The organism is Paraburkholderia diazotrophica (assembly GCF_900108945.1).
Taxonomy (GTDB): domain Bacteria; phylum Pseudomonadota; class Gammaproteobacteria; order Burkholderiales; family Burkholderiaceae; genus Paraburkholderia; species Paraburkholderia diazotrophica.
The window spans coordinates 259,039-282,206 of record NZ_FNYE01000003.1; the positions used below are offsets into that span (position 1 = coordinate 259,039).

23 protein-coding genes are annotated in these 23,168 nt (G+C 63.8%); 17 read left to right on the top strand and 6 right to left on the bottom strand.

All coding sequences use genetic code 11. The features are described from left to right. The first annotated feature begins 19 nt into the window (after positions 1 to 19). From BMW76_RS05960 to BMW76_RS05970, 3 genes are all read left to right on the top strand, one after another. Entirely contained in the window at positions 20 to 472 is a 453-nt protein-coding gene (locus BMW76_RS05960; RefSeq protein WP_090864060.1) for a Fur family transcriptional regulator, read from the top strand. Positions 473 to 669: 197 nt separating this feature from the next. Next, positions 670 to 1,332 (top strand): response regulator, encoded by a 663-nt coding sequence (locus tag BMW76_RS05965; protein ID WP_090864064.1) that lies wholly within the window; start codon positions 670 to 672, stop codon positions 1,330 to 1,332. Beyond that, complete coding sequence (locus BMW76_RS05970) at positions 1,329 to 2,663, top strand: ATP-binding protein (protein ID WP_090864066.1); 1,335 nt, start codon at positions 1,329 to 1,331, stop codon at positions 2,661 to 2,663. The genes BMW76_RS05965 and BMW76_RS05970 overlap by 4 nt, the downstream gene beginning before the upstream one ends. A 48-nt stretch (positions 2,664 to 2,711) precedes the next feature. On the opposite strand, the gene BMW76_RS05975 is transcribed toward BMW76_RS05970, so the two are convergent. From BMW76_RS05975 to BMW76_RS05995, 5 genes are all read right to left on the bottom strand, one after another. Further along, positions 2,712 to 4,163, bottom strand: coding sequence for a heavy metal sensor histidine kinase (locus tag BMW76_RS05975; RefSeq protein ID WP_090864068.1), 1,452 nt, complete (start codon positions 4,161 to 4,163; stop codon positions 2,712 to 2,714). Further along, positions 4,163 to 4,840 carry a heavy metal response regulator transcription factor gene (locus tag BMW76_RS05980; RefSeq protein ID WP_090864347.1) on the bottom strand — a complete coding sequence of 226 codons (678 nt, stop codon included), beginning with the start codon at positions 4,838 to 4,840 and terminating at the stop codon, positions 4,163 to 4,165. Before BMW76_RS05980 ends, BMW76_RS05975 begins: the two co-directional genes overlap by 1 nt. A 173-nt stretch (positions 4,841 to 5,013) precedes the next feature. After that, positions 5,014 to 5,877: an ABC transporter permease gene (locus BMW76_RS05985; RefSeq protein WP_090864070.1), complete on the bottom strand. Its 864-nt coding sequence runs from the start codon at positions 5,875 to 5,877 to the stop codon at positions 5,014 to 5,016. Positions 5,878 to 5,901: 24 nt separating this feature from the next. Next, positions 5,902 to 6,699: an ABC transporter ATP-binding protein gene (locus BMW76_RS05990; protein ID WP_087732859.1), complete on the bottom strand. Its 798-nt coding sequence runs from the start codon at positions 6,697 to 6,699 to the stop codon at positions 5,902 to 5,904. Positions 6,700 to 6,747: 48 nt separating this feature from the next. Further along, positions 6,748 to 7,764 (bottom strand): ABC transporter substrate-binding protein, encoded by a 1,017-nt coding sequence (locus BMW76_RS05995; RefSeq protein ID WP_090864349.1) that lies wholly within the window; start codon positions 7,762 to 7,764, stop codon positions 6,748 to 6,750. Positions 7,765 to 8,004: 240 nt separating this feature from the next. Between BMW76_RS05995 and BMW76_RS06000 the strand changes: the two genes are divergently transcribed. Then, positions 8,005 to 8,682: a response regulator gene (locus tag BMW76_RS06000; RefSeq protein ID WP_090864072.1), complete on the top strand. Its 678-nt coding sequence runs from the start codon at positions 8,005 to 8,007 to the stop codon at positions 8,680 to 8,682. Between the two features lie 49 nt (positions 8,683 to 8,731). After that, a complete protein-coding gene (locus BMW76_RS06005; RefSeq protein ID WP_090864074.1) occupies positions 8,732 to 10,156 on the top strand; it encodes a sensor histidine kinase in 1,425 nt (474 codons plus the stop codon). Between the two features lie 6 nt (positions 10,157 to 10,162). On the opposite strand, the gene BMW76_RS06010 is transcribed toward BMW76_RS06005, so the two are convergent. Continuing rightward, positions 10,163 to 10,621, bottom strand: coding sequence for an Lrp/AsnC family transcriptional regulator (locus BMW76_RS06010; RefSeq protein WP_087732959.1), 459 nt, complete (start codon positions 10,619 to 10,621; stop codon positions 10,163 to 10,165). A 270-nt stretch (positions 10,622 to 10,891) separates the two neighbouring features. Here BMW76_RS06010 and BMW76_RS06015 point away from each other — a divergent pair, with 270 nt between their 5' ends. The 12 genes from BMW76_RS06015 to BMW76_RS06070 all read left to right on the top strand — a co-directional run bounded on the left by BMW76_RS06015 (position 10,892) and on the right by BMW76_RS06070 (position 23,115). After that, positions 10,892 to 11,965 (top strand): Leu/Phe/Val dehydrogenase, encoded by a 1,074-nt coding sequence (locus BMW76_RS06015; RefSeq protein ID WP_090864076.1) that lies wholly within the window; start codon positions 10,892 to 10,894, stop codon positions 11,963 to 11,965. 121 nt (positions 11,966 to 12,086) lie between these two features. Further along, positions 12,087 to 12,791: a FadR/GntR family transcriptional regulator gene (locus tag BMW76_RS06020; protein ID WP_090864079.1), complete on the top strand. Its 705-nt coding sequence runs from the start codon at positions 12,087 to 12,089 to the stop codon at positions 12,789 to 12,791. A gap of 67 nt (positions 12,792 to 12,858) precedes the next feature. After that, positions 12,859 to 13,749 (top strand): L-threonate dehydrogenase, encoded by an 891-nt coding sequence (gene ltnD / locus BMW76_RS06025; RefSeq protein ID WP_090864081.1) that lies wholly within the window; start codon positions 12,859 to 12,861, stop codon positions 13,747 to 13,749. A 15-nt stretch (positions 13,750 to 13,764) separates the two neighbouring features. Beyond that, complete coding sequence (gene otnK, locus BMW76_RS06030; RefSeq protein WP_090864083.1) at positions 13,765 to 15,081, top strand: 3-oxo-tetronate kinase; 1,317 nt, start codon at positions 13,765 to 13,767, stop codon at positions 15,079 to 15,081. Beyond that, positions 15,078 to 15,734 (top strand): 3-oxo-tetronate 4-phosphate decarboxylase, encoded by a 657-nt coding sequence (gene otnC, locus BMW76_RS06035; RefSeq protein ID WP_090864085.1) that lies wholly within the window; start codon positions 15,078 to 15,080, stop codon positions 15,732 to 15,734. Before otnK ends, otnC begins: the two co-directional genes overlap by 4 nt. 167 nt (positions 15,735 to 15,901) lie before the next feature. Beyond that, a complete protein-coding gene (locus BMW76_RS06040; RefSeq protein WP_090864087.1) occupies positions 15,902 to 17,239 on the top strand; it encodes an MFS transporter in 1,338 nt (445 codons plus the stop codon). Positions 17,240 to 17,310: 71 nt separating this feature from the next. Then, positions 17,311 to 18,099, top strand: a complete 789-nt coding sequence (gene otnI, locus BMW76_RS06045; protein ID WP_090864351.1) for a 2-oxo-tetronate isomerase — start codon at positions 17,311 to 17,313, stop codon at positions 18,097 to 18,099. Between the two features lie 46 nt (positions 18,100 to 18,145). Next, complete coding sequence (gene denD / locus BMW76_RS06050) at positions 18,146 to 19,132, top strand: D-erythronate dehydrogenase (RefSeq protein ID WP_090864089.1); 987 nt, start codon at positions 18,146 to 18,148, stop codon at positions 19,130 to 19,132. A gap of 389 nt (positions 19,133 to 19,521) precedes the next feature. Continuing rightward, entirely contained in the window at positions 19,522 to 20,613 is a 1,092-nt protein-coding gene (locus tag BMW76_RS06055; RefSeq protein WP_090864092.1) for a sugar ABC transporter substrate-binding protein, read from the top strand. Then, positions 20,610 to 21,608: an ABC transporter permease gene (locus tag BMW76_RS06060; RefSeq protein ID WP_090864094.1), complete on the top strand. Its 999-nt coding sequence runs from the start codon at positions 20,610 to 20,612 to the stop codon at positions 21,606 to 21,608. The genes BMW76_RS06055 and BMW76_RS06060 overlap by 4 nt, the downstream gene beginning before the upstream one ends. Beyond that, positions 21,608 to 22,381 carry an ATP-binding cassette domain-containing protein gene (locus tag BMW76_RS06065; protein ID WP_090864096.1) on the top strand — a complete coding sequence of 258 codons (774 nt, stop codon included), beginning with the start codon at positions 21,608 to 21,610 and terminating at the stop codon, positions 22,379 to 22,381. The genes BMW76_RS06060 and BMW76_RS06065 overlap by 1 nt, the downstream gene beginning before the upstream one ends. Before the next feature lie 155 nt (positions 22,382 to 22,536). After that, positions 22,537 to 23,115 carry an NnrU family protein gene (locus tag BMW76_RS06070; protein WP_090864098.1) on the top strand — a complete coding sequence of 193 codons (579 nt, stop codon included), beginning with the start codon at positions 22,537 to 22,539 and terminating at the stop codon, positions 23,113 to 23,115. Positions 23,116 to 23,168: the final 53 nt, after the last annotated feature.

The following is a 23,168-nucleotide window of genomic DNA, read 5'->3' on the forward strand; positions in this document are numbered from 1 at the left end:
ATCATGACGGGGCACATACATGATTGCGATCTACGCGGCGTTGAAAACGGCCGGCTTGCGTCCGACGTCCAGCCGGGCTGCCGTGCTCAAGCTCTTCCATGAATTTCCGAACGAGCACTTCGGCGCCGATCAGGTGTTCCGCAGACTCTCGCAGGACACGGAAGCGTGCAGTCTCGCGAGCGTCTATCGCGCGCTCGCGCAATTGCATGAGGCCGATCTCATCTCCAGTGCGTCCCTTGGCGACGCGCGCATCGTCTACGAACTGAATCGCGGGAAGCGCCACTATCACCTCGTCTGCAATCGTTGCGGGCGCATCCAGGATGCGTACGATCCGGGCCTCGAAGAACAGCAGGCGAAGATCGCAGCCGAGCATCACTTTCAATACTCCAGTTCCAATCTGGTGATCTTCGGCCGCTGCGCCGAATGCGAGGGCTTGCCCGTCGAATCGGCGCGGCGGGCCGGCGCCAGCTGACGCATTCGTTTCGAACCGTCTCTCACTTCGCGTCGCTGTCATGGCGAGGCGTCTTCATCGACGACTGAAGCAGCACGAGCGGCATCCGCACGCGGATGGCTGCCGTCTTCGTGTCGGCATGGCGCACCGCCCACGTTGCTAAGGGCGCGTTAAGCTTATGGCGCCGACAATGGAGGCTATTCAGGAGAAACAGCGCGATGCGTTTGCTGCTGGTGGAAGATGACGAGATGATCGGCGAGCCCGTTGTGGAGACGATGCGGCGCGCCGGCTATGCGATCGATTGGGCGCATGACGGACGCGAAGCCGAGCTATCGCTTGACCACGACGTCTACGACCTGGTGCTGCTCGATCTCGGCTTGCCGAAGGCCGATGGCATCGATGTGCTCAACCGCTACCGGCGGCGCGGCGGCAGCGCGCCTGTGATCATACTGACGGCGCGCGATGCCGTCGAAAGCCGTATCGTCGGACTCGACGCAGGCGCCGATGATTACCTCGTCAAGCCATTTGATCTCGACGAACTTGCCGCACGGGTGCGCGCGCTGCTACGCCGCCGCACGGGGCACACCAATCCCGTCTATGCGCACGGCGATCTGACGCTGAATCCCGCCACGCATGAAGCCACGCTCAAAGGCGAACTGCTTTCGCTCGTGCCGCGCGAATTCAGCCTGTTGCAGGCGCTGATCGAAGAACCGATGCGCGTCTTCACGCGCCCCGAGCTGGAAGAGAAGCTATACGGCTGGGGCGAGGAAGTGGGCAGCAACACGATCGAAGTGCATGTGCACAGCTTGCGGCGCAAGATAGGCTCGGATCAGATCGTGACGGTGCGCGGCGTCGGCTATCGGCTGAAGAGGTGCGAGTGACGTCGATCCGGCGCTGGCTGCTGGGCTGGCTGATTGCCGGGCTGGCTGCGGCAGCGCTGATCGCGGGTTACGGCATCTTCCACACCGCGCGCGAAGAGGCAAGCGAACTGTTCGATTACGAACTGCGCACGGTCGCGCTTTCCGTGCCCGCGAACATCAGCAGTACGGATACGCTCACGCACAGCACGCCGGATTTCGAAGGACTTTCCGACGATCGTCTTTTCATCGAGGTCTGGGACCAGGCGGGCACGAGCATCTACAAGTCGCTGGACGGCATCGACCTTGCGCGCTTTCCCGCGGGCCTTCGCACGATCGAGCGCGATGAGTATCACTGGCGCGTGTTCGGCGTTCAGGAAGGCGACCGCTTCGTGCAGGTCGCGCAGCCCGTCTCCGTGCGCGACGACCTGGCGCTGCGGCTCGCATTGCGCACGCTATGGCCATTGGCACTGCTCATTCCCGCGATCATTCTGATCGTGCTCTTTGTCGTGGGGCGTGGGCTTGCGCCGCTCGGCAGCATTTCGCGCGCGCTCGCGACGCGTTCGTTCGATTCGCTGGAACCCTTGCGTCTCGATGGGCGCATGCCCGTCGAAATGAAGCCGCTCGTCGATGCGCTCAATGACTTGCTAAACCGCCTGAACGTCGCCTCGCAGTCTCAGCGCACGTTCGTTGCCGATGCGGCGCACGAACTGCGTTCGCCGCTTGCCGCGCTGAAATTGCAGTTGCAGGCGGCCGAGCGCGACGGTTCGCTGATCGGCAGCAAGCGGACATTCGAGCGCATCGAAGGGCGCCTGAACCGGCTGATTCATCTCGTGCATCAATTGCTGACGCTCGCGCGCGAGGACGCGCAGCGCAGCGCGCGGTTCGAGCCGGTGAGCCTGCGCAGACTGTGCGAGCGCACGGTCGGAGATTTTTCGCTGCTTGCGGAGGCAAGGCAAATCGATCTCGGTCTCGAATGCCAGCACGCTCATGGCATCGACGATGCCTACAAGGTTCGCGCGGAAGCGGGAGGCATCGAGGTGCTGCTCAACAATCTGATCGACAACGCGATTCGCTATACGCCGCCAGGCGGCAAGGTCGATGTGATTCTGTCGCGCAGCGGTGCGGAGATCAGCGTCGGCGTGTCGGACAGCGGTCCGGGCATTCCGGAGGCCGAGCGCGAGCGTGTCTTCGACCGCTTCTATCGCAGCGCGGGGACCAAGGAGCATGGCAGCGGCTTGGGGCTCGCGATTGCGCTGAAGATCGCGCAGCGGCATCACGCGGCGCTTCGGATGGAGAACAATGAAGAGCGGCCGGGGCTGCGGGTTACGTTGGCGGGGTTGCGGGGGGAGTAGGGGTTGGTGTTTCCGGATGCTGGCGAAAGACCAGGCGAACCAGTTTCATCACAGAAACACCAGCACGAACCTTGTCCCGCTCGCATCGCTTTCCGCATGCACCGTACCGCCATGCAGTTCCATGATGGTGCGCACGATCGCAAGCCCAAGACCTGTCGATCCCGGCGATCCTTGCGATGCGTGCGATGAAGTCAACGAGCTGCGCGACGGATCGATGCGATAGAAGCGATCGAAAATCCGCTCGAGGTGTTCGGGCGCAATCGGCTCGCCTTCGTTCGACACCGTGACGCGCACGCGATCGTCTGTCCGATGTGCGTCCAGCACGATCTCCTTGCCACGCGGCGTGTAGCGCAATGCGTTGGCAAGCAGATTGCTGAGCGCGCGGCGGAACAGTTCGAGATCGGCGGTGAGCATCGCCGAGCCCGTCACGCGTATGCGCACGTCGGCATCTTCGGCGACGCCCTCGAAGTACTCGCCGATGTGCGTCAGCTCCTGTACGGCATCGAATACGCGCATGTGCTTGACGAACTGCGGATGCTCCGCGCGCGCGAGGAACAACACGTTCTCGATCATCCGCGACAGCCGCTCGCATTCCTCCAGATTGGATGCGAGCAGCGCTTCGTACTCGTCGGTGGAACGCGGACGCGCGAGCGCGACTTCCGTTGCGCCTCGCATGTTGGAGAGCGGCGTACGCATGTCGTGCGCGAGATCCGCCGTGAAGCGCGACATCTGCTTGAAGCCATGATCCATGCGTTCGAGCATCGCGTTGAGCGTCGTCACCAGCGTTTCGAGTTCGCGCGGCACGCTGGCCACGGCAATGCGCGTATTCAGGCGGTTGACGGTGACTTCGCTCGCGCTCGCCGCAATTTCGCGCACAGGCCGCATCGCCGCGCGTATCAGCAGATAGCTCAGCATCGTCGTCAGAATCACGCCGATGGTGCCGCAGATCTTGAGCGTATCGCGATAGTGATCGAGCAGCGCATAGCGGTCGCTCATGTTGCGCGCGATCAGGATGCTGACCATTTCGCCGTCGCGCAGCTTCGCATCCGTGGCGATGCCGCGTATCGGCGAGCCCGTCCTGTTCGTCCAGCCGGCAATCGATGCTTCCGTGATGCGCGCCGTTTCAGGCACTCGCGCAATGGAGCGCCCGGCGGACAGAATCGAGTTGTCGCCGACGGGCATCGCCGTGCCGAGCGTGCTCACCACGTTGTGTTCGATGGCGAGTTGCCCATCGGGATCGAACACTTCGATCGACATGCCCGGATTGCCCAGCACGATGCTCGTGATGCGGTCGCCATGCTCGCGAATGCCCGCCGTCGTATCGATCTCTGCCGCGAGACGGCGAGCGTGGCGCGCGGCGAGCACGATGCTCATGTCATCCTGCGAGCTGACTTCGCGTTCCAGCGCGCGATAGAGAAAGTTGCCGACCAGCACGAACACCGCGAGCGTCGTCGCGCCGAAAGCGAGCGCGAGCGTGGCGGTGATCGAGCGGCCGCGCATCAGGCCGGTTCCTTGATTTCGAGTACATAGCCGACGCCGCGCACCGTATGAATCAGCTTGACGGGGAAGTTGTCGTCGACCTTGCTGCGCAAACGGCGGATCGCGACTTCGACGACATTCGTATCGCTGTCGAAATTCATATCCCATACATACGACGCAATCTGCGTGCGGCTCAACACTTCGCCGTGACGGCGCGCAAGCAGTTGCAGCAGCGAGAACTCACGCGGCGTGAGGTCGATGCGCATTCCGCCGCGCTTGACGCGCCGGCGGTTCACATCCATTTCGAGGTCGCCGATTCGGATCAGCTCGCTCTCGCGCGGCGGGCCGCGTCGCGCGAGCGTGCGCACGCGCGCGAGCAGTTCGACGAATGCAAAGGGCTTGACGAGATAATCGTCGGCGCCGAGTTCGAGTCCACGCACGCGGTCGTCAACATCGTCGCGCGCGGTGAGAAAGAGCACAGGCGTGGTGCGCGTCGCGCGCAGCGTCTTCACGACGGTCCAGCCGTCCATCCACGGCAGCATCACGTCGAGAATGATGACGTCGTAGTCCTCCTCTTGCGCGAGGATCAGCCCATGCGAGCCGTCGTTCGCGACTTCGACCGAATAGCCGGATTCTTCCAGCCCTTTCTTCAGATACGCGGCCGTTTTGGGCTCGTCTTCGATCACGAGGATGCGCATCGCCATGCTCCGTTGCGGATTGATTTTTTAATCATACCGACATGGGGACGAGGGCTGATTACATTTCGGTAATGTGCGGATGCCAGCGCGCATGCACGCCGTGCGAATAAAAAAAAAGCGCCTCCCAAAGGAGGCGCTCAATTGCAACAACACAACCACTGCGAGAAATTCAATCAGCTGATATTCGGCCGCCACTTCAGCAAGCGCTGTTCGACGGCCGTCAGCAGATAATCGGCGGCCAATGCGACGACGGCCAGCACGATCATCGCCGCGAACACGCCGCTTGCATTGAACGCGCCTTGCGCCGTCGAGATCAGCAGCCCGATGCCTTGCTTCGAGCCAAGAAACTCGCCGACCACGGCACCGACCAGCGCAAAGCCGAAGCTCACGTGCAGGCTCGCGAGAATCCAGCTCAGCGCCGAGGGAATCACGACGGAAGTCGTCACCTGGCGCCGCGACGCGCCCAGAATCTGCGCGTTCGCGATCATGTAACGGTCCGCTTCGCGCACGCCCTGGAATGCATTCGCGAACACGACGAAGAACACCATCACGACGGCGAGCGCGACCTTCGACGCCATCCCCAGACCCAGCGCAATCACGAACACCGAACCGAGCACCACGCGCGGAATCGAGTTGGCGATCTTGATGTAGAGGCTGAACACATCGGAGAGCAGCTTGTTGCGTCCCAGCACGATGCCGCAAAACACACCCGCCACCGAGCCGATGATGAAGCCGAGCCCCGTCTCTTCGAGCGTGACCCATACCTGCGTGAGCAGCGGCCCTTGCGACGTGCCGTTCACGAACCAGTCGACGATCTGCTCGAAGATCGCCGACGGCATCGAGAAGAAGAACGGATCGATCCACTTCATGCGCGCCGACACTTCCCAGCCGCCGAGCACGATCACGAGGACGGCGATGCGCAGCCCGATCACGAGCGCGTTGCGTTGACGGATGCGCTTTTGCGCGATGCGTTCGACCTGCGCGAGCGAACTGGCGTCGAGGCCGGCAGGCATCATGCGTTGAGGCGTAGTAGACATTAAACGAGCTCCAGCCTGATTGAATTAACCGATCTGCACTTCTTCGCGCAGGTCGTGCCAGATGTCGCGCGAGATTTCGATAAAGCGCGGGTCATAGCGGACTTCCGACGTGATGCGCGGACGCGGCAGATCGATCTCATAGACCTTCTTCAGCGTCGCGGGCCGCGCCGTCAGCACGAACACGCGGTCCGCGAGCGCGATTGCTTCTTCGAGATCGTGCGTGACGAACACGACGGAGCCCGCATTCGCCGACCACAGTTGCAGCAGCTCGTCCTGCATCAGCGTGCGCGTCTGCATGTCGAGCGCCGAGAACGGCTCGTCCATCAGCAGGATTTCCGGCTTGTTGATGAACGTCTGCGCGAGCGCGACGCGCTTTCTCATGCCGCCCGACAACTGATGCGGATAGTGCTTGCCGAACTTGTCGAGCCCGACGCGGCGCAGCCATTCGTTTGCCTCGTCATACGCGGCCGATTTCGAGCGGCCGCGATAGAGCGGGCCGGCTGCCACGTTGTCGAGCACCGAGCGCCACGGAAACACGGCATCGGCCTGGAACACGAAGCCGATGCGCGGATCGATGCCGTCGACGGGCGCGCCCATCACGCGCACTTCGCCCGTCGTCGGCTTGAGCAGGCCCGTAATCATGCTGAGCGTCGTGGACTTGCCGCAGCCCGTCGGTCCGACGACGGCGACGAACTCGCCCTTCGCCACCGACATGCTGAAATCGCGCAATGCGACCGTCGCCTTGCCGTCCGGTGAAATGAACCGGCACGATACGTTGCGCAGCTCGATGGCGGGTGCGCCGTGCGGCCTGGATTGATTCATCGCGTGCTGCCTCTTTCCTTGCGGGTGATGGGTGGACGACGATACGGCTTACTTCGCGGCCGTGGCGACCGTCGAGACGTAGTCGTTCGAGTAGGTCTTCGCGAGATCGATATGTTTGCCCTTCACCGACGGATTGAACGCCGACAGCACCTTCAGCACCGTCTCCGGACCGTCGGCGGGCATCTTGCCGTCCTTCGTGAACATCGGCAGCGAGGCCTTCAGCGCGGCCACGTACAGGTCCTTGTTGGCGCCGTAGTAATCCTTCGGCATCTTCGCGGCGATCTCGTCGGCGCTATGCGTCGCGATGAAGTTCAGCGTCTTCGCGAACGCATGCGAGAGCTTCGTCGCCTCGGCCTTGTGCGATTCGGCCCACGCGCGCTGCACGTAGAAGCTCGAAGCCGGATAGGTGCCGCCGAGCGCGGCGCGCGTGCCTTCGATCGTGCGCATGTCGACCAGCACCTTCGCGTCGCCCATCTTCAGCAGCTGCGAGACGGTCGGCTCGGTCGTCATACCCGCCTGGATGCGGTCCTGCTTGATCGCCGCGATGAAGCTGTTGTCGGCGCCGACGGGCAGCAGCGTGTACTGCGTCGACGGGATGCCCGCGCGTTGCGCGAGGTATTGCGTGAGGAAGCTCGTCGACGAACCGAGGCCCGTCACGCCGAGCGTCTTGCCCTTCACGTCGGCCATGCTCTTGATCTCGCCCGCTGCCTTCGTCGATACCATTTCGACTTCGCCCGGCACCTGGCCGAAGATCACGAGCGCCTGCACTTCCTTGCCCTTGCTCTGCAGATCGATCGTGTGATCGTAGAAGCCGACCACGCCTTGCACGGCGCCCGCGAGCAGTTCGTTTTCGGCATCGACGCCTGCCGGTTGCGAAAGGATCTCGACGTCGAGCCCTTCGTCCTTGAAGTAGCCGAGCTGTTCCGTCAGCTTGGCGGGCAAATAGATGATCTTGGCGGCGCCGCCGACCATGATCGAGATCTTTTCGGCGTGAGCGCTGGCGGAAGCCGCGGCGAGGGCGAAAGCGAGTCCGGACACGGCTGCGATCTGGCGGAAGGTACGCATCATCAGTCTCCTTGTTGGTGAGGCGCCGGCCGCTTCGGCATCGCGGCATCGCGCCTTTTTGAATGAGTGCGGCGATTATAGAAAGCCCAAACCTTCTGCCAGCTTTCTGTAGCCGCGTCGAAATATGAGTGTTAACCCGATGCAAACGCAAACATTCAGTCGACATACAATCGCGCGGCAATGCCGCACACACGCGATGGCGAGCGCGGCGCCGCCGTTTTACACGCATTCCGTTGACCGATGAAACTGCTGTTGATCGAAGACAATCCGACGCTCTCGCACTGGCTCGCGCGCATGCTCGAGCAGGAGGCGTTCGCGCTCGATGCGGTGCAAGACGGCGAAGCCGCCGATCAACTGTTGCGCAGGAACCGTTACGACGTCGTACTGCTCGATCTGAATTTGCCGCGGCTGTCGGGCAAGAACGTGCTGCGGCGTCTGCGTCAGCGCGGCGATGCGACGCCCGTGATGATCCTGACGGCGAGCGGCTCGATCGACGAAAAGGTCGAGCTGCTGGGCGCGGGCGCCGACGACTACCTGGTGAAGCCGTTCGAAGTGCGCGAGCTGGTCGCGCGCGTGAAGGTGATGATTCGCCGGCAGACGGCCTCGACCGCGAATGAGGTATCGTGCGGCGATCTCGTGTTCGACATCGACACGCGCCAGTTCGCATTGAAGGGCGCGCCGCTCAACGTCACGCCGCGCGAGCGAAGCGTGCTCGAAACGCTGATTCTGCGCATGGGCAAGACGGTGTCGAAGGCCGCGCTGATGGACTCGATCTTCACGCACGACGATCAGCCCAGCGAAGACGCGCTCGAAATCTACGTATCGCGGCTGCGTAAGAAGCTCGACGGCAGCTCGGCCGCGATCGTTACGCTGCGCGGGCTCGGCTATCTGCTGCGCAAGAAGGACGACGTGGAATGAAGCACCATTCAAGGCGCAATCCGAATCACAAACCAGGGCGCGACGCGCGATGACCAGCAGCCTGCGCATCCGTCTGCTGTGGTGGCTGCTCGTGCCGCTCGCGATCTACGTGTTCGTGACGGGCAAGGCCGAATACGACAACGCGCGCCGCACCGCCGATCTCGTGCAGGACAACACGCTGCTGTCGTCGGCGCGAATGATCGCGGGCGAAGTCGAATGGGCGGACGGCATGCTGCGCGTCGATATCCCGCCCGCCGCGCTGGAAATCTTCGCGTCGCCGTATGGCGATCAGGTGTTCTACAACGTGAGCGTCGACGACGATCGGCTGCTCGCCGGCGTGCCGGATTTTCCGCTCGGCGCATCGGCGCCGTCATCCGCATCCGCCACGCACGATACGCCTACCTACTATGACGCCGAACTGCACGGCGCGTCGATACGCGCGATCGGCTACGTGCGGCGCATGTACGACAACGGCGCGACGCGGCGCGTGCTGGTGTCGGTCGGCAAGACGCAGGCTTCGCGCGATGCGATGGTGCGCGAACTGTGGCGGCCGCAACTGGTGCGCCAGATCGAGATGATGCTGCTCGCCGTGGCGCTCGCGTGCATTGGCCTGACGTTCGAACTGCGTCCGCTGCTGAAGGTGAAGGACGAAGTGATGGACCGCGATCCGATGCAGCTCGAACCGTTGCGCGTCGATCGGCTGCATACGGAACTGCGGCCCATCGTCGATGCGATCAATCAGTGCATCGCGCGGCTCGGCTTGCAGGTGGCTGCGCAGCGGCGCTTCATCGCGGATGCCGCGCATCAGCTGCGCACGCCGCTCACGCTGCTCGACACGCAGTTGCAGTACGCGCGGCAACATCGCGAACTGGAGCCGTCGCTGGGCGAAGCGCTGGCCGCGATGCAGCGAAGCAACCGCTCGATGGTCGGCCTCACGAACAAGCTGCTGTTGCTCGCGCAAGCGGAAGCCGCCGACTACACGCGGCTCGCGAACGAACCCGTCGATCTCACTGCAATCGCCAAAGACGTCGTCGAAGATCTCGCGCTCTTCGCGCAGAATCGCGGCATCGATCTCGGCGCGGAACTCGACGCGTCCGCACGGATGATCGGACACGAGGGCCTGCTCTCGGCGCTCGTGTCGAATCTCGCCGAAAACGCGATTCGCTATACGCAGCCCGGCGGACACGTGACGGTCGCCGTGCATGGCGACGCGGCGCGCGTCACGCTGACGGTCTCCGACAACGGCCCGGGCATTCCCGCCGAAGCGCGCAGCCGCGTGTTCGAGCCGTTCTACCGCGCGTCCGCCGATACGGAAGGCACGGGCCTTGGTCTCGCCATCGTGCGCGAGATCGTGCAGGCGCATCGCGGCGAGATCGCGCTCGAAGCAGGGGAGAAGGCGGCGGGCGCGCTCGGCGACGCGCGCGGCCTGACGGCGCGGGTCACGTTTGCGGCGGCATCGGCGAAGGCGGCCTGACGCGCATCACGGCTCGACCGATACGGAGCGCTTCAGGCACCGCAACGCGAAGATCGAGCGGCTGTCCTGAAACCCCGGCAGCCGATACAGCTTGCGTCGCAGGAAGGACTCGTAGCCTTCCGTGCCCGCGACCGCGACCTTGATCAGATAGTCGTATTCCCCCGACACCAGAAACGCCTCGACCACTTCGGGCAGATCGGCGAGCGCTTCGCCGAAGCGCTCCAGCGTGCGCTCGTCGTGCTTCGCGAGCTTCACTTCGATGATTACGGTGTCGGGCAGGCCGAGCGCCTTCTGGTTCAGCAACGCCGCATAGCCTTCGATCACGCCCGCTTCCTCGAGCGCGCGCACGCGGTTCCAGCATGGCGTCGCCGACAGGCCGACGCGCTCGGCGAGCTTCGCGTTGGAAAGACGTCCGTCGTTGCGCAGTTCGCGCAGTATCCGCTGATCGGTCGAGTCGAGTTTCATGTGTGCCGCAGAGGCTGATGGATCGAAAGACGAATCGTCTCCACGGTCGGTTTTGCGTAGGCGATTATTCTGCCATGACGCGCCGATTTCCAGATAAACAGAACAAATCTCCGAATTTGGCCGCCTACACTTTTGCGATCGAGGATCGGCGGACACGCTGCCCTCGCGATTCGCACGCATGCGTTCGCAACCGGGACGACATGCGGCCCGCCGCCGTGAAGCCATCGCTTCGCGCCGGCTCAACCGCCTGCCCACAAGGAAGGAACACAGATGGACCGACTGACGACGAATTTCGCTGGAACGCTTTTCGGGCTTCACGGCGAACCCGCCCACGAACGCATTGTCGTAGCCAGCGACGCGCAATCCGGCCTGCAAGCCGTGATCGCCGTCTACAGCACGGCGCGCGGCCCCGCGTTCGGCGGCTGCCGCTACTGGCAGTACGCGTCGGAGTACGAGGCGTATCACGACGCGCTGCGCCTGTCGCAAGGCATGGCGTTCAAGAACGCGCTGGCCCGTCTGCCGTTCGGCGGCGGCAAGGCTGTAATCCTGAAGCGTCCCGAACAGATGGATCGCACGGCGATGTTCAAGGCGTTTGGCCGGCTCGTGCAATCGCTCGGCGGCATCTATCTGACGGCGGAAGACGTGGGCACGACGGCCAACGACATGCGCGCCGTGCAAAGCGAAACGCCGTACGTGAGCGGCATTCCGCGCGACAACGACGTGTACGGCGGCAACCCGTCGCCGCGTACTGCATATGGCGTGTTCGTCGGCCTCAAGGCGGCCGTGCAGATCGCGCTCGGGCGCGATACGCTCGACGGCGTGTCGGTTGCGGTGCAGGGGCTCGGCTCCGTGGGCTGGGATCTGTGCGAGCGGCTGCATAACGCGGGCGCGGAGCTGATCGTCGCGGATATCGACGCAGGCAAGACCGAGCGCGCGAAGCATTTGTTCGGCGCTCAGGTCGCGGACACGGCGCGCATCGCGGGCGTCAGCGCGGACGTATTCGCACCGTGCGCGCTCGGCGGCTCGATCACGGAAGCCGTCGCCGCGCAATGCGAGTTCAAGGTGATCGCGGGCGGCGCGAACAATCAGCTGATGTCGCTCGCCGAGGGCGACACGCTGCACAAGCGCGGCATCTTCTACGCGCCCGATTTTCTCGTGAACGCGGGCGGCATCATCAGCTGCGTGCGCGAGTACCTGGGCTCGGCCGACGAACAGGCCGTGCTCGCGGAAGTCGCGCAGATCGGTCCACGTGTGTTCGAGCTCGCGGAACGCGTGAAGGCGACGGGCATCGCGCCGGCGCGCGCGGCCGTGGCCTGGGCGCGGGAGCAGATGAAAGCGGTCTGATTTCGAAGTACCGCGCCGCGGGGCGATGCCTCGCGGTGCATTGGGCTAAGGGTTCATCCCGATGGCCCTTTGTTTTAGCAAATTTGTATGATGACCTTATGACATCGCGAATTTGCGGAACATGTTCGAGAAAATCCCCAACAAGGCGCTGAGCGACACCGTCGCGCAGCAACTGCTCGCGCAGATCGACAAGGGCGCGTTTGCACGCGGCGGCAAGCTGCCGACGGAAGCCGTGCTCGCGCAGGAGTTCGGCGTGAGCCGCACGGTGATCCGTGAAGCAATCTCGCGCCTGAAGAACGAAGGCGTGGTCGAGCCGCGCCAGGGAAGCGGCGTCTACGTGTCCGTGCATGGCGCGATCCGGCCGCTGCGGATCGATTACGCCGAGGCAATGGAAGGCGGCTCCGTCTTGCAGATTCTCGCGGTGCGCCGCGCGATCGAGGCCGAGGTGGCGTCCGAGGCCGCGATGCGCCGCACGGACGCCGACATGGCGACCATCGACGCCGCGCTCGCCAGGATCGACGAAGCCGTCGCCGAAGGGCGCGACGGCGTGGCCGAAGACGTAGCGTTTCATCGCGCGATCGCGGCCGTCACGGGCAATCCGTATTTCATGAAGACCCTCGCGTTCCTCAACCAGTATCTCGAAGCGGGCACCGTCGTTACGCGCCGCAATGAGGCGCTGCGCGAGGACTTCTCGCGTCAGGTGCGCGACGAGCACGCCGCGATCGCCGCTGCAATTCGCGCGGGCGACCCGATGGCTGCGCGCAACGCCGCGCAGACTCACATGTACAACGCGGCGCGCCGGCTCGCCGAAGCAGGCATCTGCTGATCCGGACATGCGGCTGTCTGAAAGCCGCGCACGCCGCAATCTGAAGCATCGTTCGTAGAGGAAAGTTATGGCCAGAAAAGTCGGAGTGATCGGTCTTGGCGCAATGGGCATGGGCGTCGCGCGCTCGCTGCTGCGCGGCGGGTTCGATGTCCACGCGTGCGACGTACGCCGCGAAGTGCTCGACGCGTTCGCCGCCGATGGCGGCATGCGCTGCGCAAGTCCCGCCGAGCTCGGCGCGCAATGCGACGTCGTCATTTCGCTCGTCGTCAACGCGGCGCAAACGGATGCTGTGCTGTTCGGCGAGCACGGCGCCGTGAAATCGATGAAGCCCGGCAGCGTCGTGATCGCATGCGCGACGGTCGCGCCCGACTTCGCGATCGACCTCGGACGCCGCGTCGAAGCGGCCGGCCTGCTGATGCTCGATGCACCCGTTTCCGGCGGCGCGGCGCGCGCGGCATCCGGCGAAATGACGATGATGACGTCGGGTCCCGCAGCCGCCTATGCCGCCTGCGAAGACGTGCTCGCCGCGATGGCGGGCAAGGTGTATCGGCTGGGCGAGCAGCATGGCGCGGGCTCGAAGGTGAAGATCATCAACCAGCTGCTGGCGGGCGTGCACATCGCGGCCGCCGCCGAGGCGATGGCGCTCGGCCTGCGCGAAGGCGTGGACCCCGCTGCGCTCTACGACGTGATCACGCACAGCGCGGGCAATTCGTGGATGTTCGAGAACCGCGTGCCGCACATTCTCAACGGTGACTACACGCCGCTGTCGGCCGTCGATATCTTCGTGAAGGACCTCGGCCTCGTGCTCGATACGGCGCGGCGTTCGAAGTTTCCGCTGCCGCTGTCGGCGGCGGCGCATCAGATGTTCATGATGGCATCGACGGCGGGCCACGGCGGCGAAGACGATTCCGCCGTGATCAAGATTTTCCCCGGCATCGATGTGCCGGCGAAGCGCTGAGCAGGGGCGAACGACATGAAGATCTCCGCCGACAAGCCGCTACTCGGCTGCATCGCCGACGACTTCACGGGCGCGACCGATCTCGCGAACATGCTGGTGCGCGGCGGCATGCGCACCGTGCAGACCATCGGCGTGCCTGCCGCCGACACGCGCATCGAAGCCGACGCGCTGGTCGTCGCGCTGAAATCGCGCACGATACCCGCCGCCGATGCCGTCGCGCAATCGCTGGCCGCGTTCGAATGGTTGCGCGCGCAAGGGTGCCGGCAGTTCTTCTTCAAATACTGCTCGACGTTCGATTCGACGGATGCGGGCAACATCGGCCCCGTCGCCGATGTGTTGCTCGATGCGCTGCATGCGTCGCGTGACGATGCGCCGTTCACGATCGCGTGCCCGGCGTTTCCGGAGAATGGGCGCACGGTGTATCGCGGGCATCTTTTCGTCGGTGACGTGCTGCTGAACGAGTCGGGCATGGAGCATCATCCGCTCACGCCGATGACGGATGCCAACCTCGTGCGCGTGCTGCAACGGCAGACGCAATCGAAGGTCGGGCTCGTGCGTTATGACGCCGTTGCGCAAGGCGCTGAAGCGGTGCGCACATCGATCGATGCGTTGAAGCGCGACGGCGTGCGCATGGCCATCGCCGATGCGATTTCGGATGCCGATCTCCACACGCTCGGCGAAGCGTGCGCGGACCTGCCGCTGATCACGGGCGGCTCGGGCGTCGCGCTCGGCTTGCCGGCGAATTTCCGCCGCGCGGGCTTGCTCAATGACGTCGCCGATGCTGGCGAGCTGCCGAGCATTAAAGGCGCGTCGGCGGTGCTGGCGGGCAGCGCATCGAAGGCGACGAACGCGCAGGTGGCCGCGTGGCGTGAGACGCGCCCCGCGTTCCGCATCGATCCGCTCGCGGCGGCGCGCGGCGAACCTGTCGTCGAGCAGGCGCTGGCCTTCGCGCGCGATCACATGAACGCCGCGCAGCCGCAGCCCGTGCTGATCTACGCGACGGCAACGCCCGAAGAAGTGAAGGCCACGCAGCGCGAACTCGGCGTGGCGGAAGCCGGGCATCTCGTCGAGCGCACGCTGGCTTCGATCGCGCGCGGCCTGCATGACATCGGCGTGCGCAAGTTCGTCGTCGCGGGCGGCGAGACTTCGGGGGCCGTCGTGCAGGCGCTCGGCGTCGAGATGCTGCGTATCGGCAGGCAGATCGATCCGGGCGTGCCCGCGACGGCGAGCATCGGCGCGGCGCCGCTCGCGCTCGCGCTGAAGTCCGGCAACTTCGGCGCCGTCGATTTCTTCGCGAAGGCGCTGCGTCAACTGGATGGAGGCGCGCAATGACGCCTGCCGTTCATATTGGCGACGAAGCGAAAATCCGCGAAGAGATCTGCGTGACGGGCGCGAGCCTGTACGAGCGCGGCTATACGGTTGGCAGCGCGGGCAATATCAGCGCGCGCCTCGACGATGGCTGGCTGATCACGCCGACGGACGCCTGTCTCGGACGACTCGACCCCGCGCAGATCGCGAAGGTCGATCTTGCGGGCAACGCTGTCTCGGGCGGCAAGCCGTCGAAGACGCTCGCACTGCATCGCGGCGTCTACGAGCGCAATCGCGAAGCGCGCGGCATCGTCCACACGCATTCGACGCATCTCGTCGCGCTGACGCTCGCGGGCGTATGGAGCGAGGCCGACGTGCTGCCGCCCATCACGCCGTACTACGTGATGAAGGTCGGCCACATTCCGCTGATCCACTACAAACGTCCCGGCGATCCGCAGGTCGCGCAGCAGATCGCGGCGCTCGCCGATAGCGTGCGTGGCGTGCTGCTCGAACGGCTCGGGCCTGTCGTGTGGGAGCGCTCGGTGTCGCAGGCTTCGTATGCGCTCGAAGAGCTGGAAGAGACGGCGCGTCTGTGGCTGATGACGAACCCGCGCCCGGCTCCGCTCGACGAAGCCGCGCTCAAAGAGTTGCGCGAAGTGTTCGGCGCGCGCTGGTAACGCGGCGACATTCCACTGGTCCGCATAAAGGTCCGCAAAAGCGTCGGCAAAAAGGTCCGCAAAACGACGCGAACCATTCGTATCGATCAACCCAGGCAAAAAAGCCGGAGACCGCCCGATGTGACGCGAGCGGTCCGAAACCGGCGCCATTCCGAAGGAGACAACACATGACTGGTTATCAGGCGGCATCCGTTCGCCCCGCTTCTCCCGCCGACGCCGCCAACCAACCCGGCGCCGCTGAAATCGAACGCACCTATGGCAAGGTGTTCTGGCGCATCGTGCCATTTTTGATGCTTTGCTATGTGGTCGCGTATCTGGACCGTGTCAACGTGGGCTTCGCGAAGCTGCAGATGTCGCAGGACCTCGCGTTCAGCGAAACCGTGTTCGGACTCGGCGCGGGCGTGTTCTTCCTCGGCTACTTCCTGTTCGAATTGCCGAGCAACATCCTGATGCATCGCCTTGGCGCGCGAATCTGGATCGCGCGGATCATGATCACGTGGGGTCTTCTTTCCGGGCTCTTCGTTTTCGTGCAGACGCCCATCCAGTTCTACGCACTGCGTTTTCTGCTCGGTCTTGCCGAAGCCGGTTTCTATCCTGGCGTGATCCTGTACCTCACTTACTGGTTCCCGTCGCACCGACGCGCGAAGATCATCGCCGTGTTCATGTCGGCGATTCCGGTATCGGGCATCTTTGGCAATCCGTTGTCGGGCTGGATCATGCAGACCTTCGATTCGCATCACGGCTTTGCCGGCTGGCAATGGATGTTCGTGATCGAAGCGTTGCCCGCGATTGCGATCGGTATCGCGACGATTCTCTATCTCGACAACGGCATCGCCAGCGCGAAGTGGCTGACCGCGCGCGAGAAGAAACTGCTCGCCGATGAAATCGCCGCGCAGCCGCAGGAAAAAGCGAAGTCACATTCGCTCGGCGCGGTGTTCCGCGATCCGCGCACGTGGTGGATGTCGCTGATCTACTTCGCGTTCGTAACGGGCCAATACGGGCTCACGTTCTGGATGCCGACGCTCGTCAAATCGACGGGCGTGAAGGGCGCATTCGAAATCGGTCTCTTGAGCGCGATTCCGTTTCTCGTCGCGATCGTCGTGATGAACGTGATGGGCCGCAGCGCGGACAAGTACCGCGAACGGCGTTGGCATCTGATCGGCCCGGCGCTCGCGGGCGCAGTCGGCTTTACGATTGCGGCATCGTTTGCGAACAACACGGTCGTGTCGATTACGTTCCTGTCGATTGCCGCAGCGGGCGTGCTGACGTGCGCGCCGCTCTTCTGGTCGCTGCCGACGGCGTTCATGTCGGGCGCGACGGCTGCGGCGGGCATCGCGATCATCAATTCGGTCGGCAATCTCGCGGGCTTCGCGAGCCCGTACATGATCGGCTATCTTAAGGATGTCACGCACAGCACGCAGTCCGGCATGTACGTGCTCGCCGCGATGCTCGTGCTCGGCGCGATCGCCGTATGGCTGACGCCCGCGCGGCTCGTGAACCGCTGAACGCACCATTGCATGAACGCCGGATGCGTCGCGTATCCGGTTTTCGTTTGATCGATACAGGAGTTGCTTCGATGCCTCGCTTCGCCGCCAATCTGACGATGATGTACAACGAACACGCGTTTCTCGACCGCTTCGCCGCCGCCGCGCGCGACGGCTTCGAGGCCGTCGAGTTTCTGTTCCCTTATGAATACGCCGCCGCCGATCTGAAAGCGCGTCTCGACGAACACGGCCTCACGCAAGCACTCTTCAATGCGCCGCCGGGCGACTGGGCAGCCGGCGAGCGCGGCATCGCGTCGTTGCCGGGCCGCGAAGACGAGTTTCGCCGCAGCGTCGATACCGCGCTCGAATATGCACGCGTGCTCGGCAACGACAAGCTGCACGTGATGGCCGGTCTGATCAGGCCGGAGCAATCGCGCGCCGCGCATCGCGACGTTTATCTGAAGAATCTCGCGTATGCCGCAAAGACTGCGCAGGCGGACGGCATCACCGTCGTCATCGAGCCGATCAACACACGCGACATTCCCGGCTTCTTTCTGAACCGCCAGGACGACGCGCAGGCGATCTGCGCGGAAGTCGGCGCGGCAAACCTGAAGGTGCAATTCGATCTTTACCACTGCCAGATCGTCGAAGGCGATCTCGCTGTCAAGCTCAAACGCGACATGGCGGGCATCGGCCACATCCAGATTGCGGGCGTGCCCGAGCGGCACGAGCCGGATATCGGCGAAGTGAACTATCCATATCTTTTCTCGCTGATCGACGAACTCAGCTATGACGGCTGGATCGGCTGCGAGTACCGGCCGCGCGCGGGCACGTCGGCGGGACTCGGATGGATCAGGCCGTATGTGAAGGCACGCGGCTGATCGACAGGCGCATACGACAGAACCACATACTGAGGAACGACGGCACATGAAAGTACTGATCACAGGCGGCGCAGGTTTTCTGGGGCAGCGTCTCGCGCGCGAACTGCTTGCGCGCGGCCAGCTAAGGGGCGCGGACGGCCAGCGCCAGCCGATCACCGAACTGGTGCTGCTCGACGTCGTGGCCGCGCCGGGCCCCGACGATGCGCGCGTGCGGATCGAAACCGGCGATATCGCCGAGCGCAGCGTGCTCGAACGGCTGATCGACGAAAAGACGCTGGCGATATTCCACCTCGCCGCCATCGTCAGCGGCCAGGCCGAAAGCGATTTCGATCTGGGCATGCGCATCAATCTCGATGCGTCGCGGCTGCTGCTCGACGTGTGCCGGATGCGCGGACACAAGCCGCGTGTCGTGTTCACGAGTTCGGTCGCCGTCTACGGCGGCGACCTGCCCGAGGTCGTGCTCGACGATACGGCGCTGAATCCGCAGTCGTCGTATGGCGCGCAGAAGGCGGGGGCCGAGTTGCTGCTGAACGACTATTCGCGGCGCGGTTTCGTCGATGGCCGCGTGCTGCGCCTGCCGACCATCAGCGTGCGGCCGGGCAAGCCGAATGCAGCGGCGTCGTCGTTTGCGAGCGGCATCATCCGCGAGCCGCTGACGGGCGAAAAGGCCGTGTGTCCTGTGAGCGGCGCGACGCGTCTGTGGCTGCTGTCGCCGCGCAAGGCGATCGAATGCCTCGTGGCCGGATGCGAGATCGACGGGGCCGCGTTCGGTAACCGGCGCACGGTGAACCTGCCGGGCGTATCGGTGAGCGTCGACGAGATGATCGCGTCGCTGCGCGACGTGGCAGGCGATGCCGTTGCGGCCCGGATCGAATGGAAGGCGGACGAGCGCGTCGAGAAGATCGTCGGCAGCTGGCCCGCGCAGTGGGACACATCGCGCGCGCAACAGCTCGGCTTTGCCGGCGATGCGTCGTTCAAGGATATCGTCCGCGCGTTTATCGATGATGAACTCGGCGGGAAGATGTCGGCGTGATCCGTGCGGGTCGCAAGTCATACTAAAAGCCTACAGCGCAAGGCCGCATGTATCGGCGAGATGACTTCACTGCATCGCGTCCGGCCCACTATCTGACACGACACGCTCTGAAAAGACCGCATCGCGGTCTTTTCGTCGTTATGGAGCGGTACTTTAAATGGCCTTGGGAGCGCCACTCTATGGGCTGCCATTAAATAGTCCGACTACTTTAGGGTATACGTTGATTAATCGGCAAAAGTACGTGATATAGGATTTTCGGCAGGGTCGTCAGGGGCACACGCATGCACACGGGGTTCGTGAAGTGTGGTGCCTTCCGGCACCGGCGCCTTCCCTCGCCTGCGCCGTCATGCACAGCAAGTTATTCAATAACTCAAAGACTGGAGGATGACATGGCCGGTAAGCAGGAACCCAAGGACGAAGTTCAGAGCATGCGTCGTGGAATGCTGCAAGGCGCCGGCCTCGGCGCAGCGTTGGCATTGCTCGGCGGCGCGCTTGGTGGCGCGATTACGCCGGCGCAGGCCGCCGACGCAGGGCCTTTTCCGGCTCACAAGCGCTGGAAGATCGTATTCGTCAATCACGTGACGACGAACCCATTTTTTGTTCCGACGCAGTACGGCATTCAGGACTCCACCGCTTTGCTCGGCATGGAGTACCAGTGGACGGGCTCGGCCAACGCCGACATCGCCGAGATGGTGAATGCCGTCAACGCGGCGATCGCCGGGAAGGCCGATGCGATTGCCGTGCCGATCGTCGATCCGAAGGCTTTCGACAAGCCGATCCAGGCCGCGCTCGACGCGGGCATTCCCGTGTTCGCGTATAACGCCGACGCGCCCCAAGGTTCATCGAATCCGCGTCTGTCGTACATCGGCCAGGACCTGTATCTATCCGGCTATCAGATGGGCGAACGCATCGCGAGCCTGATCGACAGCGGACTGGTCGGGCTCTTCATCGCGACGCCCGGCCAGTTGAATATTCAGCCGCGCCTGGACGGCGCCGTGGCCGCGATCAAGAAGTCGGGCAAGAAGATCGACGTGCAGACCATCGCGACGGGCGCGACCGTCAACGAAGAGCTTTCGAAGATCAAGTCGTTCTATCTGGGCCACCAGGACCTGAAAGGCATGTTCGCGGTCGACGCGGGCAGCACGCAAGGCGTCGCCGAAGTGATGAAAGAGAACAACCTGCCGGCGAAGGGCGTGCACGGCGGCGGCTTCGACCTGTTGCCGCGCACCGTGCAACTGATCCACGATGGCTTCCTCGACTTCACGATCGATCAGCAGCCTTACGTGCAAGGCTTTTATACCGTGGTCCAGGCGTTCGTGTACCTCGCGTCGGGCGGGCTCGTCGGTCCGGCCAACGTCAACACCGGTTTGAAGTTCGTGACGAAGGCCTCCGTCGATCCTTACCTGAACACGTCGACACGCTACGAAGGCAAGAGCACGAAGCCGCAAATCGTTCCGCACACGGGAGCGATCAAAGGGTGACGTCTCCTGTAGCGGACATCAAGAAAGCGCAACGGCCGCGACGCTCGTCGCGGTCGTTCCTGCGTTCGAGCGAGCTTCGCATTCTCGCGGTCGCCGTCATCCTGTGCGCGTACTTCGAGACGGCCAATCACGACTTCCTGCTGACGTCGGCGAGCCTGCAGAACCTGTCGCAATTCATCGCGCCCGTCGCCATCATCGCGTTCGGCGAAATCATGTTGATGATCGGCGGAGAGATCGATCTTTCCGCCGGCATGGTGTTCGCGTTCGCGCCTTTCATCATGCATTTCACGCACGAGGCGGGCTTGCCGGCGTGGCTCTCGGTGATCGCGGGGCTGGTCGCGGCGGGCGTGATCGGATTCGTCAACGGCGCGGTCACGGTTTATTTGCGGATTCCGTCGTTCGTCACGACACTCGGCACGCTCTTCTTCGTCAACGGCTTCACGCTGACGATATCGAGAGGCACGCCCGTTTCGCCGCCCGAGGACGGCCTCTTTGCAGAGTTCATGGGCGCGTGGGGTTACAGCGAGATCATCTGGGCGATTGCGCTCGCTGTGATCATGCACGTGTTGCTGCGTCACACGCGCTGGGGCCTGCATACGATCGCGTCCGGGGCGAATCTGCTCGGCGCGAGCGAGGCGGGCATTCATGTCAGGCGCCTGAAGCTCGGCAACTTCGTGCTTGCCGCGGTGCTCGCGGGATTGACGGGCACGCTCGAATGCTTCCGCATTTCGTCGATCGATCCGCAAGCGGGCGGCAACCAGATCATGTTCCTGGCCGTTGCCGCTGCCGTGATCGGCGGCACGCCGCTCGCAGGCGGGTCAGGGACGATCGTCGGCGGGCTGATCGGCGCGGCCGTGCTCGGCATTCTGAGCGACGGCTTCACGCTAATCGGCATCAACGCGTTCACGTTCAACATGATTCTCGGCGCGGCGATTCTCGCGGCGATGATCTTCAACATCCACGTCGTTCGTCTCGCGCGCAAAGGAGAGCTGTGATGTCGTCGTCGCCGGAAGAAGCGCTGCGCGGGGAAGACATCGTCAAGCGCTTCGGCGCCGTGACCGCGCTCGACGGCGTGTCGCTGACGCTCAGGCAAGGGGAGATCCTCGGCATTCTCGGCGACAACGGCGCGGGCAAATCGACGCTCATCAAGATCCTCACCGGCTTTCATCAGCAGACGAGCGGCAAGCTGTTTCTCGGCGGCCAGGAAACGATGCTGCGTTCCGTCGATCACGCGCGTTCGCTCGGCATCGAATGCGTGTATCAGGATCTCGCGCTCGCGAACTCGCTGAGCATCTATCACAACATGTTCCTGAACCGGGAGATTCTCCGGCCCGGGCCATTTCGTTTGCTGAATCACCGCGCGATGCGTGAGCGCGCCTCGGAGTGTCTCGAAGAAATCGGCGTGCATGTGCCGTCGGTCGACCTCGCTGTCGAGCAGCTTTCGGGCGGACAACGGCAAGCCATCGCGGTGGCGCGCGCGGTCAATTCGAACGCGAAGATCCTGCTGCTCGACGAACCGCTCGCGGCGATGGGCGCGCGCGAAGCGGGGCTCATCATCGATCTGATCTTGCGGCTGAAGGAGAAGGGCGGCCTGTCGATCATCATGATCATGCACAACTACGCGCAGACGCTCGACATCGCCGATCGCGTGATGCTGATGCAGCGCGGCCGCGTGACGTATCAGCGCGAGACGGTCAGCACGTCTGTTGCTGAGTTGATGGACATCGTCAGGCGCGAATATCGGGCGATGCGCACGCAAGGGTCGTGAGCGTCGGCTCGGCGTGCCGTTGATTGCCGACACACATTCGCCGCACGCGCACGAACAGTCTGCTTCCAACGGGCGCCCGCATTCCGTATTGGCACGGCCCACGTCATGCGGGACAATCGCGGCAACCTGTCGACATCCGACACGAGGGGTCCGCCATGTTCGTATTGATATTGGGGTTGCTCTTGTTCCTTGGTGCGCATTCCGTCCGCATCTTCGCGGACGACTGGCGGAAGGTGCGCATCGCGCAGATGGGCGAGAAGCCGTGGAAAGGCGCATATTCCGTCGTGTCCATCATCGGGTTCGCGCTGATCATCTGGGGATATGGGCTCGCGAGGCGCGAGCCCGTCATGATCTGGTCGCCGCCCGCGTGGGCATCGCATCTCGCAGGCATTCTCACGCTCGTCGCCTTCATCCTTTTGCCGGCGGCATATGTGCCGGGCAATCACTTCAAGGCGCTCGTCAAGCATCCGATGACGATCAGCGTTGCACTCTGGGCCTTCGCGCATCTGCTGGCGAACGGGACGCTGAACGCGGTCATCCTGTTCGGCGCGTTCCTCGTCTGGGCGCTTGCCGATGTCGCCGCCGCACGAAGGCGTGATCGCGTCGAAGGCATCGTCTATCCGGGCGGGACGCTTTCGCGCGATGTGATTGTAGTCGTGGTCGGCGTCGTCGCCTGGGTTGTGTTCGCCTTCTTCCTTCACGAGTGGTTGATCGGCGTAAAGCCGATGGCGTGAGCGTCACGTCGCGCTCGCTGCAAGGTGCGGCGTTAGAGCCGAAAGAGTCCGGA

Excerpts from the sequence above, each read along its gene's own strand:
- BMW76_RS05960 (WP_090864060.1), top strand. The coding sequence starts at position 20 with ATGATTGCGATCTACGCGGCGTTGAAAACGGCCGGCTTGCGTCCGACG.
- BMW76_RS05965 (WP_090864064.1), top strand. The coding sequence starts at position 670 with ATGCGTTTGCTGCTGGTGGAAGATGACGAGATGATCGGCGAGCCCGTT.
- BMW76_RS05975 (WP_090864068.1), bottom strand. The coding sequence starts at position 4,163 with ATGCGCGGCCGCTCGATCACCGCCACGCTCGCGCTCGCTTTCGGCGCG.
- BMW76_RS05980 (WP_090864347.1), bottom strand. The coding sequence starts at position 4,840 with ATGCGCATCCTCGTGATCGAAGACGAGCCCAAAACGGCCGCGTATCTG.
- BMW76_RS05985 (WP_090864070.1), bottom strand. The coding sequence starts at position 5,877 with ATGTCTACTACGCCTCAACGCATGATGCCTGCCGGCCTCGACGCCAGT.
- BMW76_RS05990 (WP_087732859.1), bottom strand. The coding sequence starts at position 6,699 with ATGAATCAATCCAGGCCGCACGGCGCACCCGCCATCGAGCTGCGCAAC.
- BMW76_RS05995 (WP_090864349.1), bottom strand. The coding sequence starts at position 7,764 with ATGCGTACCTTCCGCCAGATCGCAGCCGTGTCCGGACTCGCTTTCGCC.
- BMW76_RS06000 (WP_090864072.1), top strand. The coding sequence starts at position 8,005 with ATGAAACTGCTGTTGATCGAAGACAATCCGACGCTCTCGCACTGGCTC.
- BMW76_RS06005 (WP_090864074.1), top strand. The coding sequence starts at position 8,732 with ATGACCAGCAGCCTGCGCATCCGTCTGCTGTGGTGGCTGCTCGTGCCG.
- BMW76_RS06010 (WP_087732959.1), bottom strand. The coding sequence starts at position 10,621 with ATGAAACTCGACTCGACCGATCAGCGGATACTGCGCGAACTGCGCAAC.
- BMW76_RS06015 (WP_090864076.1), top strand. The coding sequence starts at position 10,892 with ATGGACCGACTGACGACGAATTTCGCTGGAACGCTTTTCGGGCTTCAC.
- BMW76_RS06020 (WP_090864079.1), top strand. The coding sequence starts at position 12,087 with ATGTTCGAGAAAATCCCCAACAAGGCGCTGAGCGACACCGTCGCGCAG.
- ltnD (WP_090864081.1), top strand. The coding sequence starts at position 12,859 with ATGGCCAGAAAAGTCGGAGTGATCGGTCTTGGCGCAATGGGCATGGGC.
- otnK (WP_090864083.1), top strand. The coding sequence starts at position 13,765 with ATGAAGATCTCCGCCGACAAGCCGCTACTCGGCTGCATCGCCGACGAC.
- otnC (WP_090864085.1), top strand. The coding sequence starts at position 15,078 with ATGACGCCTGCCGTTCATATTGGCGACGAAGCGAAAATCCGCGAAGAG.
- BMW76_RS06040 (WP_090864087.1), top strand. The coding sequence starts at position 15,902 with ATGACTGGTTATCAGGCGGCATCCGTTCGCCCCGCTTCTCCCGCCGAC.
- otnI (WP_090864351.1), top strand. The coding sequence starts at position 17,311 with ATGCCTCGCTTCGCCGCCAATCTGACGATGATGTACAACGAACACGCG.
- denD (WP_090864089.1), top strand. The coding sequence starts at position 18,146 with ATGAAAGTACTGATCACAGGCGGCGCAGGTTTTCTGGGGCAGCGTCTC.
- BMW76_RS06055 (WP_090864092.1), top strand. The coding sequence starts at position 19,522 with ATGGCCGGTAAGCAGGAACCCAAGGACGAAGTTCAGAGCATGCGTCGT.
- BMW76_RS06065 (WP_090864096.1), top strand. The coding sequence starts at position 21,608 with ATGTCGTCGTCGCCGGAAGAAGCGCTGCGCGGGGAAGACATCGTCAAG.
- BMW76_RS06070 (WP_090864098.1), top strand. The coding sequence starts at position 22,537 with ATGTTCGTATTGATATTGGGGTTGCTCTTGTTCCTTGGTGCGCATTCC.